At 74.0% G+C, this 13,943-nt stretch carries 10 protein-coding genes; 9 read left to right on the top strand and 1 reads right to left on the bottom strand.

Annotation, left to right across the window (positions count from 1 at the left end; all coding sequences use genetic code 11):
- Window positions 1-126: 126 nt before the first annotated feature.
- Complete coding sequence (locus ACVV2G_RS20270) at window positions 127-3,891, top strand: glycosyltransferase family 2 protein (protein ID WP_453844143.1); 3,765 nt, start codon at window positions 127-129, stop codon at window positions 3,889-3,891.
- Window positions 3,888-5,396, top strand: a complete 1,509-nt coding sequence (locus tag ACVV2G_RS20265) for a DUF5719 family protein (RefSeq protein ID WP_453844142.1) — start codon at window positions 3,888-3,890, stop codon at window positions 5,394-5,396. Before ACVV2G_RS20270 ends, ACVV2G_RS20265 begins: the two co-directional genes overlap by 4 nt.
- Window positions 5,397-5,448: 52 nt before the next feature.
- On the opposite strand, the gene ACVV2G_RS20260 is transcribed toward ACVV2G_RS20265, so the two are convergent.
- Complete coding sequence (locus ACVV2G_RS20260) at window positions 5,449-5,904, bottom strand: metallopeptidase family protein (RefSeq protein ID WP_453844197.1); 456 nt, start codon at window positions 5,902-5,904, stop codon at window positions 5,449-5,451.
- Window positions 5,905-6,198: 294 nt separating this feature from the next.
- On the opposite strand from ACVV2G_RS20260, the gene ACVV2G_RS20255 reads away from it, so the two are divergent.
- The 7 genes from ACVV2G_RS20255 to ahcY all read left to right on the top strand — a co-directional run bounded on the left by ACVV2G_RS20255 (window position 6,199) and on the right by ahcY (window position 13,943).
- Complete coding sequence (locus ACVV2G_RS20255) at window positions 6,199-6,621, top strand: DUF3499 domain-containing protein (RefSeq protein WP_453844141.1); 423 nt, start codon at window positions 6,199-6,201, stop codon at window positions 6,619-6,621.
- A 337-nt stretch (window positions 6,622-6,958) separates the two neighbouring features.
- A complete protein-coding gene (locus tag ACVV2G_RS20250) occupies window positions 6,959-8,323 on the top strand; it encodes a phosphomannomutase/phosphoglucomutase (RefSeq protein ID WP_453844140.1) in 1,365 nt (454 codons plus the stop codon).
- Between the two features lie 118 nt (window positions 8,324-8,441).
- The gene (locus tag ACVV2G_RS20245; RefSeq protein WP_079163527.1) at window positions 8,442-8,612 is read left to right on the top strand and encodes a Trm112 family protein; all 171 of its coding nucleotides are present in this window, start codon (window positions 8,442-8,444) and stop codon (window positions 8,610-8,612) included.
- 60 nt (window positions 8,613-8,672) lie between these two features.
- Window positions 8,673-9,800 (top strand): SIS domain-containing protein, encoded by a 1,128-nt coding sequence (locus ACVV2G_RS20240; protein ID WP_453844139.1) that lies wholly within the window; start codon window positions 8,673-8,675, stop codon window positions 9,798-9,800.
- Between the two features lie 64 nt (window positions 9,801-9,864).
- On the top strand, window positions 9,865-11,016 hold the full coding sequence (manA, locus tag ACVV2G_RS20235; RefSeq protein ID WP_453844138.1) for a mannose-6-phosphate isomerase, class I: 1,152 nt from the start codon (window positions 9,865-9,867) through the stop codon (window positions 11,014-11,016).
- 154 nt (window positions 11,017-11,170) lie between these two features.
- Entirely contained in the window at window positions 11,171-12,151 is a 981-nt protein-coding gene (locus ACVV2G_RS20230) for a cation diffusion facilitator family transporter (protein ID WP_453844137.1), read from the top strand.
- Window positions 12,152-12,485: 334 nt separating this feature from the next.
- Window positions 12,486-13,943, top strand: a complete 1,458-nt coding sequence (ahcY, locus tag ACVV2G_RS20225; protein WP_453844136.1) for an adenosylhomocysteinase — start codon at window positions 12,486-12,488, stop codon at window positions 13,941-13,943.

The following is a 13,943-nucleotide window of genomic DNA, read 5'->3' as shown; positions in this document are numbered from 1 at the left end:
GTTGTCCACAGGCGGCGGGCCGTGGTCCTGCCCAGCCGATAGTGTGGGCGCTCGTCCGAGACGCCCCGCCACCCCCAACGGGCACGGGTGTCCACCGCAGTCCACCGAACCGGGGCCCGTACCTCGATGTCCGTGCACAGCCACACGGCAGCCCAGCAAGACCTCGCTGCCGCACCTGAGTTCCCGCGCCACGTCGTGACCGCGGTCCTCGTCGCCCACGACGGAGCCCGCTGGCTGCCCGACGCACTCGCCGGGCTGCTCGGCCAGGAGCGCCCCGTCCAGTACGCCGTGGCCGCCGACACCGGCAGCGCCGACGACTCCGCCCGGCTGGTCGCCGACGCCCTCGGCGACGACCGCGTGCTCCACCTCGCCCGGCGCACCGGCTTCGGCCAGGCCGTCGAGGAGGCCGCCCGCACCGCCCCCGTCCTCACCGCCGACGACCTGGCGTACCTGAAGCGGCCCAGCGGCTGGGACCCCGTCACGCGCACCTGGCGCGACGACGCCTACGACCTGCCGGAGCTGCCCCACGGAGAGCCGGTGCAGTGGCTGTGGCTGCTGCACGACGACTGCGCCCCCGAACCCGACGCCCTGGCCCAGCTGCTGCGCGTCGTGGACAACGAGTACGAACTCGGCCGCGACGACCTCGCCGTGGTCGGTCCCAAGCTCCGCGGCTGGTACGACCGCAGGCAACTGCTGGAGGTCGGCGTCTCCATCGCCAACTCCGGCCGCCGCTGGACCGGCCTGGACCGCCGCGAACAGGACCAGGGCCAGCACGACCACGTCCGGCCCGTCCTGTCGGTGTCCACCGCCGGCATGCTGATCCGGCGCGACGTCTTCGAACGGCTCGGCGGGTTCGACCGCCGGCTCCCCCTGATGCGCGACGACGTCGACCTGTGCTGGCGCGCGCACGCCGCCGGCCTCCGCGTCCTCGTCGCTCCCGAGGCCGTCGTACGCCACGCCGAGGCCGCCTCCCGCGAACGCCGCACCGTCGACTGCGCGGGCCGCACCACCGCCTCCCCGCACAAGGTGGACAAGGCGGGCGCCGTCCACACCCTCCTCGTCAACGTCCGCACGGCCGCCCTGCCCTGGGTGCTGCTGCGCATCGTCGTCGGCACCCTGCTGCGCACCCTCGCCCACCTCGTCGGCAAGGTCCCCGGACAGGCCCTCGACGAGATCCGGGGCCTGCTGGGCGTCCTGCTGCGCCCCGAGCGCATCATCGCCGGACGCCGGGAACGAGGCAGCCCGCAGATCTCCAAGGACGAGCTGCGCCCCCTGTTCCCGCCGCCCGGCGCGACCATCCGCGTCACCGTCGAGCAGGTCGCGGGCAACCTCGCCGGCAGCTCCGACGCCGAGACCGCCACCGGCGCCGGACGGCACGGCGGCGGCATCGAGTCCGGACCCGGCGGCGACGACGCGGACTTCCTGGAGATCGAGCAGTTCGCCCGCCTCAAACGCATCGCCCGCAAGCCGGGCCCGGTGCTTCTCCTGGTGCTGCTGCTCGTCTCCCTGGCCGCCTGCCGCGCCCTGTTCGGCGGCGGCGCACTGGCCGGCGGCGCCCTGCTGCCCGCCCCGGACGGCGCCGGCGAGCTGTGGTCGCGGTACACGGACGCCTGGCACACGGTCGGCACGGGCGGCACCGCCTCCGCACCCCCCTACCTCGCGATCCTCGCCGCACTCGCCTCCCTGCTGCTGGGCTCCGGCTCACTCGCCGTCACCCTGCTGCTGGTCTGCTCCGTCCCCCTGGCCGGCGTCACCGCGTACTTCGCCTCCCGGCGGCTCGTCACCTCGCGGCTGCTGCGCGCGTGGGCCGCCGTCGCCTACGCCTTCCTGCCCGCCGCCACCGGCGCCCTCGCCGGCGGCCGCATCGGCACCGCCGTCCTCGCCGTACTCCTCCCGCTCATCGCGCGCGCGGGCGTCGCGGCGGCCGGCCTCAGCAACCCGGCCGGCACCCGCGGCAGCTGGCGCGCCACCTGGGCGTACGCGCTGCTGCTGACGGTCACCACCGCCTTCACGCCCGTCGTCTGGCCCGTCGCGCTGCTCCTCGGCGCCGGGGTCGTGATCCTGCGCGGGAGCGACGTCACGGCGTACGGCCTGCGTTTCGTCGCCCAGCTCGGCACCCCGCTGCTGCTCCTCGCCCCCTGGTCGCTGTCGCTGCTCCCGTTCGGCTTCTTCGACCAGGCCGGCCTCGAGTACGGCGCCTCGGCCGCCTCCGCCCTCGACCTGCTCGGCGCGAGCCCCGGCGGCCCCGGCACGGTGGGCGGACTGATCCTCACCGGCATCGTGCTCGCCGCACTGGCCGCCCTGCTGCGCTCGGAGCGGCAGTCGGGCATCCGCACGGCCTGGGCCGTCGCCCTGGTCGCCCTGGTCTTCGCGGTGCTCTCCAACCGCTCCGTCTGGGCCGGACCCGCCACACTCGTCTACGGCATCGCCCTCCTGTCCGCCGCGACCCTCGGCGCCGACGGGGCCCGCTCCCGCGTGGCCGAGCAGAGCTTCGGCTGGCGCCAGCCGGTCGCCGCCCTGATCGCCCTCGCCTCGGCTGTCGGCCCGCTGATCGCCGCCACCGGCTGGATGATCGGCGGCGCCGACGGGCCCCTGGAGCGACGAGACCCCGTCCAGGTGCCCGCGTTCGTCGCCGAGGAGAGCCGCACCCGCGACCAGGCCCGCACCCTCGTCCTCGACAGCGACTCCGCCGCCCACGTCGGCTACATGCTGGTCCGCGGCTCCGGAGCCCGCCTCGGCGACGGCGAACTGGCCGCCGGGGACGGCGGGAACGACCGGCTCGACAAGATCGTCGCCAACCTCGTCGCCGGTTCCGGCGCCGACCAGGCGGAACAACTCGGCGGCTTCGCCGTGCGCTACGTCCTCGTGCACAAGGGCGCGCCCCGCGAGGTCACCCGCGTCCTGGACACCACGCCCGGCCTGAACCGGCTGAGCCAGCAGGACGGCAGCGGCCTGTGGCGGGTGGACCAGGAGGTCGCGCGCGCGACCATCGTCTCCGGCGACGGTGCGGGGGCCGGCGAGCCGCGGCCCGTGGCGGCCGGCCCCGTCGAGATCCACACCGACATCCCGTCCGGCGCCGACGGCCGCGTGCTGCGCCTGGCCGACACCGCCGCCGAGGGCTGGACGGCCACCCTGGACGGCAAGCCCCTCACCCGCACCACCGTCGACGGCTGGGCGCAGGGCTTCGAACTGCCGGCCTCCGGCGGAAGGCTGGACGTCACCTACGACGCCCCCTTCACCCACACCGTCTGGCTCTGGGCCCAGGGCCTGCTCGCCGTGGTCCTGGTCGTCCTCGCCCTGCCCGGCAGGCGCCGCGACGTCGACGACGACCTGCCCGACGAGCAGCTCGTTCCCGCCGAGGCCGTCGAGGGCGAAGGCCGCCGCGCCCGGCGCCTGCGGGCCCAGGCCGGGGCGGAGGCCGAGGCCGAGGCCGGAGCGGGCGCCGAGGCGGCGACCGGGACCCCGGACGCCTTCGAGGAGGCCGCCCCGCCCGCCGAGACACCCGTGTCCGTCCCGCAGCAACCTGCGTACGGCGCCTGGGACTCGACGGGGTACACCGCCGCCGATCACGGCTCCTACGGGACGTACGGCGGCGAGCAGTACCAGGACACCCAGCAGTACGACCCGGGCGCGTACGCACAGCAACAGCCGTACCAGGCGGACCCGTACCAGGCGGACGCCCACCAGGGCGGCCCGGGCGGCCGGTACGACACGGGCCAGTACGACCCGTATGCCTACGGCGACCCCTCCGGCCCCTCCCAGGCCGGACCGTACGACCCCGGCTACGACCAGGCGTACGGCCGGAGCGGATACGACACGCCGTACGACCCCTCCCCGCCCCACGACCCCCGCGGTACGGGCAGTGAGCGTCCCGACGGGAGCCAGCAGTGAAGCGCACCACCCTGTCCCTGATCGCCGGCGCGACCGCCCTCGCCGCCGTCACCGGATTCGCCGCGGTGACCACTCCGGACGCCACCGGTGCGGACACCGCCCGGCCGGCGGCCCGGCTGCCCGTGGAACGCACCAGTCTGTCGTGCCCGGCGCCCAGCACCTCCGACCTCGCCGAGACCTCGTACACCTCCTTCACGCCCGTCACCAAGGGCGCCGCCGAGAAGGGCGCGGCCACGCTCACGACGGCGGAGCCGGGCGACGCGTCCGGGGACACCGGGGGCGCCGGGGACGCCGAGGAGGGGGAGAAGACCGGCAAACCCGTCGTGCAGCCCGAGGAGCCCGGTACGCCGGCCACCGGCAAGACCTCCGGCGCGGACACGCCCGCGCTGATCGGGACCGCGGAGGGGAGCCACGCCCCCGGCTGGACCGTGCAGCAGACCACGGAGGTCGCCGCCGGAACGGGCCGGGGACTGCAGGGCGTCAACTGCACCGCCCCGGACACCGAGTTCTGGTTCCCCGGCGCGGCCACGGTGACCGACCGCACCGACTACCTGCACCTGACCAACCCCGACGACTCGGCGGCCGTCGTCGACATCGAGCTGTACGGCAAGGACGGCGCCCTGAAGACCACGGTGGCGGACGGCGTCACGGTGCCGCCGCACGCCGGTGAGTCCCTGCTGCTGTCCACGCTCAGCGACGTGCGGGAGACCGACCTCACCGTGCACGTCGGCGTGCGCAGCGGACGGGTCGGGGCCGCGGTGCAGGCACTGGACGACAAGACCGGCGGTGACTGGCTGACCGCGGCCGCGGCTCCGGCGGGCGACCTCGTGCTGCCGGGCATCCCGAAGGACGCCACGGCCGTACGCCTGGTGCTGTTCACGCCCGGTGGCACGGACGCCGACCTGAAGGTGCGGCTCGCCTCGCCGTCCGGGCTGATCACGCCCGCCGGGAACGAGACCGTGCGCGTGAAGGCGGGCATGACGACCGGCGTCGACCTCGGTGAGGCCACGCGCGGCGAGGCCGGGTCGCTGGTGCTGACGCCGACCGGCCGTGCGGTGCCGGTCGTGGCCGCGGTCCGGGTCGTGCGGGGCAAGGGCGGGGAGCAGGAGTCGGCGTTCATCCCGGCCACCGGTCCGGTCGGCGCACGCGCGACGTCGGCGGACAACCGCGCCAGGAGCACGACGCTGTCCCTGACCGCCCCCGGGGAGGCCGCGCAGGTCAGGGTCACGGCGTCGGCGGGCACCGAGGGCGGCACGGCGGCGACCGAGACGTACACGATCAAGGGCGGCACGACCCAGGACGTCGCGGCCCCGGTCCCCGCCGGCCTGGAGGGCACCTACGCGCTGACGGTCGAGACGGTCTCGGGCGGCCCGGTGTACGCGTCGCGCACCCTGACCGGGCAGGACGACGACGTCGCGTCCTTCACCGTGCAGACCCTCCCCGACGACCGGGGGACGGTCGCCGTACCGAACGCGGACGAGGACCTGTCGGTGCTGCAGAGGTAGCGGGCCGCACCGCGCGGACAGCGGCCGCGGCCCCCGTGCCGCGGCCGCCCGCTCAGTCCTCCCCGTACCGCGGGTCCACCGTCTCCGGCGTCAGCCCCAACAGCTCCGCGACCTGCTCGACGACGATCTCGTGCACGAGCGCCGCCCGCTCGTCGCGCCCCTTCGTCCGGATCTCGACCGGCCGCCGGTACACGACCACCCGCCCCCGCCGGCCCTCCCGCGACGGCACCGCCCTGCCGAGCGGAACCGCCTCGTCGTTCCACGCCCCGTCGGCGGCGCCGTCCAGCCGCGGCACCTCGAGGACGAGGAAGTCGACGTCGGCGAGCTGCGGCCACCGGCGCTCCAGGCGCTCCACGGAGTCCTGCACCAGGTCCGCGAAGACCTCGCCGCGGCTCGCGGCCAGCGGCACCTGCGGGGGTGCGATCGGGCCCCGCATGCCCCGGCCGTGGCGATCACGACGGCGGGGCCCTGGGCGGCCGGCATCACGGGGCGTCACGGGGTTGTCCATCACTGCTGAAGGGTAGTCCCCGCCGGGTCCGCACGCCGGACCGCACACGCACACCGCGACGTGCCGGGGCACCCGGTCGGACGTGTCGCAGGATGACCGTTCCAGCCAGCCCAGGGCTCGATTCCATATCGCTCCGCGACCGCCGAACTCGAGGCAAATGTCGCTGTTCGTAGCGGTTCGCGACCGGCTCCGCCGGCGCCGGACCTCGCGAAAAGTCGCGTCCGTGCAGGTCAGCGAGGTGGGTGCGAAGCGCCGTGTGGGGCGTTTCACAACCCGACACGGTGGTGTGACCTGGTGCAGAGTCGTCGCGGCCCGCTCAAGAGTGCGGTACCGTCCAACATCGTGAGCCCTGTACGTCGCTGTTCGCGCACCGCCTGCGGCCGTCCCGCCGTCGCGACGCTGACGTACGTCTACGCCGACTCGACCGCGGTCCTCGGCCCGCTCGCCACCTACGCCGAACCCCACTGCTACGACCTGTGCGCCGAGCACTCCGAGCGCCTCACCGCCCCCCGCGGCTGGGAGGTCGTCCGCCTGCTCGACGGCTCGGCCCCGGCCCGCCCCAGCGGTGACGACCTGGAAGCGCTCGCCAACGCGGTGCGCGAGGCGGCCCGGCCCCAGGAGCGGAAGGCCGAGGCCGGCGGCGGTCCGCGCACGGCCGACCCGATGGAGGTCGCGCGCCGCGGCCACCTGCGCGTGCTGCGCTCGCCGGACAACTGACTCCTCCCGGTACCTCAGGCCACTTCCGTACCCAAGCGTCGGCGACGCCCCCTCTCTCGCAAAACGCCTCCCTCACAGAACGCCGCCCTCGCCTGCGCGGCCGCAGGGCGCACGGGGGGCGGCCTGCCGCGCGAGGCGCCGCCCTCTAGTCTCGGCCTGCCCCGGCCGGGTGCCCGGGCGCAGGCGGGCAGCCCCCGCCGGTCCCGGGCCGGACAGGCCCCGACCGGCCCGGCACGTTCCCGGGCCCGCCCGCCCCGGCCTTCGGGAACCGCCCGACGCCCGGTCGGCGGTTACGGGTAGTTTGTGGACTCCGACAGGACTTCAGGGAAGGTTGGCCGTGGCTGCTGATCTGGCGCAGATCGTGAAGGCGTACGACGTGCGCGGTGTGGTTCCGGACCAGTGGGACGCATCGCTGGCCGAGCTGTTCGGCGCGGCCTTCGTCGAGCTGACCGGCGCGAGCGCCGTCGTGGTCGGCCACGACATGAGGCCCTCCTCCCCGGCCCTGTCCGGTGCCTTCGCGCGCGGGGCCGCGGCCCGCGGCGCCGACGTCACCGGGATCGGCCTGTGCTCCACCGACCAGCTGTACTACGCCTCCGGCGCACTGGACCTGCCGGGCGCCATGTTCACGGCCTCGCACAACCCCGCCCGGTACAACGGCATCAAGCTCTGCCGCGCGGGCGCCGCCCCCGTCGGCCAGGACACCGGCCTCGCCGAGATCCGCACCCTGGTGGAGCGCTGGAGCACCTCCGGCGCCCCGGAGCCGGCGTCCCGGCCGGGCACGGTCACCCGGCGGGACACGCTCGCCGACTACGCCGCCCACCTGCGCTCCCTGGTCGACCTGACCGCCCTCAGGCCCCTGAAGGTCGTCGTCGACGCGGGCAACGGCATGGGCGGCCACACCGTCCCCTCGGTCTTCGCCGGCCTGCCCCTGGACCTGGTGCCGATGTACTTCGAGCTGGACGGCACCTTCCCCCACCACGAGGCCAACCCGCTGGACCCGGCCAACCTCGTCGACCTGCAGGAGCGCGTCCGCGCGGAGGGCGCCGACCTCGGCCTCGCCTTCGACGGCGACGCCGACCGCTGCTTCGTCGTCGACCAGAACGGCGACCCGGTCTCCCCGTCCGCCGTCACCGCCCTCGTGGCCGCCCGGGAACTCGCCCGCAACGGCGGCGAGGGCACCGTCATCCACAACCTGATCACCTCCTGGTCCGTCCCGGAGGTCGTGAAGGAGAACGGCGGCACACCGGAGCGCACCCGCGTGGGCCACTCCTTCATCAAGGCCGAGATGGCCAGGACCGGTGCCATCTTCGGCGGCGAGCACTCCGCGCACTACTACTTCCGCGACTTCTGGAACGCCGACACCGGCATGCTGGCCGCCCTCCACGTCCTCGCCGCCCTCGGCGGCCAGCAGGGCCCGCTGTCCGCGCTGGTCGCCCAGTACGACCGCTACGCCGGCTCCGGCGAGATCAACTCCACCGTCGCCGACCAGGCGGCCCGCCTCGACGCCGTCAGGGCCGCGTACCAGGGCCGCGAGGACGTCACGATCGACGACCTGGACGGCCTCACCGTCACGGCCGCCGACTGGTGGTTCAACGTCCGCCCCTCCAACACCGAACCGCTGCTGCGCCTGAACGCGGAGGCACGGGACGAGGCGACGATGACGAAGGTGCGCGACGAGGCGCTGGCGATCATCAGGGGATGAGGCCCCGCTCGCACGGCCGCCGGTGGCCGCAAGGACGGCACCCCTCCGCCCGGCGCCCACCGGCGGTACCCTGACCAGCACATCCGCACAGACCGCAACCGCCCCGAAGGGAACCCCCATGCCGCTCGAAGCCGGCCTCCTGGAGATCCTCGCCTGCCCGGCCTGCCACGCCCCCCTCGAGGAGCGGGACGCGGAACTGATCTGCACCGGCCAGGACTGCGGCCTGGCATACCCCGTGCGCGACGGCATCCCCGTCCTCCTCGTCGACGAGGCCCGCCGCCCGGCGTAACCGACGGCCGGGCGCCCCGCGCAACCGAACGAACGCTTCCGGCGATCGGAGACTGCCGCCATGCTCGACGAAACGCTCCTCGACGACCCGGAGCGCCTCACCGAGGCCGACCGCCGCGGCCTGCTCCGCGGTGCCGCCGAGGCCGGCGCCCGCGTACGCACCGCCGCCCGGTACGCCGCCGAGGCGGGCGTCGGCAACCTCAAGCCCGACGGCCGCCCCCGCGCCGTACTGATCGCCGGTCCCGGCGCCGCCGCCACCCACGCCGCCGACCTCCTCGGCACGCTCGCCGGCGCCGGCAGCCCCGTCACCCGCCTCGCCCCCGCAGGCGTCGCCCCCGCCGCGGGCGCCCTGCGCTGGGAACTGCCCGGCTGGGCCGGCTCCGTGGACCTCCTGCTGATCGCCACCCCCGAAGGCACCGAGCCGGGCCTCGCCCTGCTCGCCGAACAGGCCTACCGCCGGGGCTGCACGGTCGTCGCCGTCGCCCCCGCCCGCTCCCCGCTCAGCGAGGCGGTGAACGGCTCGCACGGCCTGTTCATCCCGATGGCGACAGCCCCCTACGACCACGACGAACCCCTCGCCGGCGCGGCCCCCGGCGTCCTGTGGGCGCTGCTCACCCCGCTCCTCGCGCTGCTGGACCGCACCGCCCTGCTCGACGCGCCGCCCGAGACCCTGGAGAAGGTCGCCGACCGCCTCGACCGCATCGCCGAGCGCTGCGGACCCGCCATCGCGACCTACGGCAACCCCGCCAAGACCCTGGCGTCCGAACTGGCCGACTCCCTCCCGGTCGTCTGGACCGAGGGCACCTCGGCCGGACCGGCGGGCCGCCGCTTCGCCGCCGCGCTCGCCGAGTTGTCCGGCACCCCGGCCGTCGTCGCCGAACTGCCCGAGGCACTCGCCGCGCACAGCGCCCTGCTCGCCGGCCAACTCGCCGCGGGCGCGGACCCCGACGACTTCTTCCGCGACCGCGTCGAGGAGGCACCGGCCCTGCACGCGCGCGTGGTGCTCCTCCGCGACCGCCCCAGCGGCGGCCTCACCGCCGCCCCGGGCGCCCGTGACCTCGCCCTCGGCCACGACACGCCGATCAGCGAACTGGAGCCGGAGGAGGGCGGCGAACTGGAGACCCTCGCCGAACTGATCGCCATCACGGATTTCGCCGCCGTTTACCTGGCGCTCGCCTCCAGCACCTGACCCCGTACGCACCATCTCGTACGCACCAGGACACGCACCGCGCACGCACCGGCAGAGAGAGCACATGGACCGCCTCGACAACACCGTCCGCCCCTACGCCTGGGGTTCCACCACCGCGATCCCGGCCCTGCTCGGGACCGAGCCGACCGGCGAGCCGCAGGCGGAGATGTGGATGGGAGCCCACCCGGGAGCCCCCTCCCGCACCGGTCGGGGCACCCTGGCCGAGGTCGTCGACGCCGACCCCGCGAAGGAGCTGGGCGAAGCCTCCGTGGCCAGGTTCGGCCCCCGGCTGCCCTTCCTGCTCAAGCTCCTCGCCGCCGGCGCCCCGCTCTCCCTCCAGGTCCACCCCGACCTGGCCCGGGCGAAGGCGGGCTACGAGGACGAGGAGCGCCGGGGCGTCCCCCTGGACGCCCCGCACCGCAACTACAAGGACGCCAACCACAAGCCCGAACTGATCTGCGCCCTCACCGAGTTCGACGGCCTGTGCGGCTTCCGCACCCCCACCGGGACGGCCGACCTGCTCGACGGCCTCGGCGTCGCCTCCCTCAAGCCCTACGTCGACCTGCTGCGCGCACACCCCGAGGACGCCGCCCTGCGCGAGGTCCTCACCGCGATCCTCACGGCCGACCCCGAGGAGATGTCCCGCACGGTCACCGAGACCGCGGCCGCCTGCGACCGCCTCGGCGGCGCCTACACGCCCTACGCCGGCATCGCCCGCCACTACCCCGGCGACCCCGGCGTCCTCGCCGCCCTGCTCCTCAACCACGTCCGGCTCCAGCCGGGAGAGGCCCTGTTCCTCGGCGCGGGCATCCCGCACGCCTACCTCAGCGGCCTCGGCGTCGAGATCATGGCCAACTCCGACAACGTCCTGCGCTGCGGCCTCACCCCCAAGCACGTCGACGTCCCGGAACTGCTGCGCGTCGTCCGCTTCGAGGCCGGCGAGCCCGGCGTCCTCCGCCCGGAGGCGTCCCCCGACGGCGAAGAGGTCTACGCGACCCCGATCGACGAGTTCCGGCTGTCCCGCCACGTCCTCCCCGAGGGCTCCGGCGCCCACGACCTGACCCTGCCCGCCCCGCAGATCCTGCTCTGCACGGCGGGCACCGTCCGGGCGGGCGAACACGTGCTCGCCCCCGGCCAGTCCGTGTTCGTCCCGGCGGGTGAAAAGGCCGAGACATCCGGACCCGGCACCCTCTTCCGGGCCACCGTGCTCGTCTGACACAGGCCTGACGGGCGTACGACGGGGCATCCGGCACCTCGGGGCCCGCACGGGCTGCAACAATGACGCACCGCGAAGGAGGGGCACGGCCGATGACCGGCCGCACCCCCACCGGCGTACGGACGCAGACGAAGGCGAAGGGACTACGCGACACATGAGCGCGTCAGGCGGAACCAAGGCGATCGTGGCGGCACTGCTCGCCAACCTCTCGATCGCGGTAGCGAAGTTCGTGGCGTTCCTCTTCAGCGGATCGTCGTCGATGCTCGCCGAGTCCGTGCACTCCCTCGCCGACTCCGGCAACCAGGGACTCCTGCTCCTCGGCGGCAAGCGCGCCCAGCGCGAGGCCACCCCCCAGCACCCGTTCGGCTACGGCCGCGAGCGCTACATCTACGCCTTCCTCGTCTCCATCGTGCTCTTCTCGGTCGGCGGCATGTTCGCCCTCTACGAGGGCTACGAGAAGATCAAGCACCCCCACGAGATCGAGCACTGGTACTGGCCGGTGGGCGTCCTCGTCTTCGCGATCATCGCCGAGACCTTCTCCTTCCGGACCGCCATCAAGGAGTCCGACACCCTGCGCGGCAAGAAGTCCTGGAAGGAGTTCGTCCGCCACTCCAAGGCCCCCGAACTGCCCGTCGTCCTCCTGGAGGACCTCGGCGCCCTCGTCGGCCTGATCCTCGCCCTCGGCGGTGTCGGCATGGCCCTGCTCACCGGTGACGGGGTCTGGGACGGCGTCGGCACCCTGTGCATCGGCGTGCTGCTCATCGTGATCGCTCTGATCCTGGCCGTCGAGACCAAGTCCCTGCTCCTCGGTGAGGCCGCGGGGGTCGAGGCGGTCCAGCAGATCGAGACCGCGATCGCCGCCGGTGACACGGTCACCGGCATCATCCACATGCGCACGCTCCACCTCGGCCCCGAGGAGCTGCTCGTCGCCGCCAAGATCTCCGTCCGCCACGACGGCACGGCCATCGAGATCGCCTCCGCCATCGACGCCGCCGAGGCCCGCATCCGCGAGGCCGTCCCGATCGCCCGCGTCATCTACCTGGAGCCGGACATCTACAACGAGACCGAGGCCGCCAAGGGCCCGGACCGCGAGGCCAGCCCGGGCGGCCCGAGCACCCCGCCCGCCGCCCACTGACCCCCGCACCACCCGCACCACCGGGGCCCGCCGAACCCTCGGCGGGCCCCGTCCGCGTCCGTCAGGCACCTCCCGTCACCCCCTCGAAGTCCGGACGTGTGCGGAGGCGGACTGGGGACGACGGGCACCACCGGTGTAGCTTGGGACGGAGCCAGACGTCGCTGCTGATGGCGGTCGGGCGGTCCGGACACGGACCGGCCGAGGGAGAGAGGGCCTCCGACGGACTGCGCTGCGCGCACGCGGGCATGCCTGTGTCCTCTTCGGGGCACCCCTGTGTCCGCCGCCGCGCAGGTCAGCCGTACCCACCTCGACCCAACCCGAGGAGCAGCCCGCAATGACGACTGTCGACAACCGCCAGGACTTCAAGGTCGCCGACCTGTCCCTGGCCGCGTTCGGCCGCAAGGAGATCACCCTCGCCGAGCATGAGATGCCCGGCCTGATGGCGATCCGCAGGGAGTACGCCGAGGCCCGGCCTCTCGCCGGCGCCCGGGTCACCGGTTCCCTGCACATGACCGTGCAGACCGCGGTGCTCATCGAGACCCTGGTCGCCCTGGGCGCCGAGGTCCGCTGGGCCTCCTGCAACATCTTCTCCACCCAGGACCACGCCGCGGCCGCCATCGCCGTCGGCCCGAACGGCACGCCCGACAATCCGCAGGGCGTTCCGGTCTTCGCCTGGAAGGGCGAGAGCCTGGAGGAGTACTGGTGGTGCACGGAGCAGGCGCTGACCTGGCCGGACACTCCCACCGGCGGCCCGAACATGATCCTGGACGACGGTGGTGACGCCACCCTCCTGGTCCATCAGGGCGTCGAGTACGAGAAGGACGGCAAGGTTCCCTCGCCCGACACCGCCGAGTCCGACGAGCACCGTGTCATCCTCGAGCTCCTCACCCGCACGGTGAGTGAGAGCCCGCAGAAGTGGACCCGGCTGGCGTCCGAGATCCGCGGCGTCACCGAGGAGACCACGACCGGTGTCCACCGTCTGTACGAGATGCACCGCGACGGCACCCTGCTGTTCCCGGCGATCAACGTCAACGACGCGGTGACGAAGTCGAAGTTCGACAACAAGTACGGCTGCCGCCACTCCCTCATCGACGGCATCAACCGTGCCACGGACGTCCTCATCGGCGGCAAGACGGCCGTGGTCTGCGGCTACGGCGACGTGGGCAAGGGCTGCGCGGAGTCCCTGCGCGGCCAGGGCGCCCGCGTCATCGTCACCGAGATCGACCCGATCTGCGCCCTGCAGGCGGCGATGGACGGCTACCAGGTCACGACGCTGGACGAGGTCGTCGACCAGGCCGACATCTTCGTCACGACGACGGGCAACAAGGACATCATCATGGCCTCGGACATGGCCAGGATGAAGCACCAGGCGATCATCGGCAACATCGGCCACTTCGACAACGAGATCGACATGGCCGGCCTCGCCAAGATCCCCGGCGTCGTCAAGGACGAGGTCAAGCCGCAGGTCCACACCTGGACCTTCCCCGACGGCAAGGTCCTCATCGTGCTGTCCGAGGGCCGCCTGCTGAACCTGGGCAACGCCACCGGCCACCCGTCGTTCGTGATGTCCAACTCCTTCGCGGACCAGACCCTGGCCCAGATCGAGCTGTTCACCAAGCCCGACGCGTACCCGACCGACGTGTACGTGCTGCCCAAGCACCTGGACGAGAAGGTCGCCCGCCTCCACCTCGACGCGCTCGGCGTCAAGCTGACCACGCTCCGCCAGGAGCAGGCCGACTACATCGGCGTCAACGTCGAGGGCCCGTACAAGGCGGACCACTACCGCTACTGA

The sequence above is a fragment of the Streptomyces sp. JK94 genome, from assembly GCF_053613315.1.
This window is presented reverse-complemented; position numbering and strand designations above follow the sequence as displayed.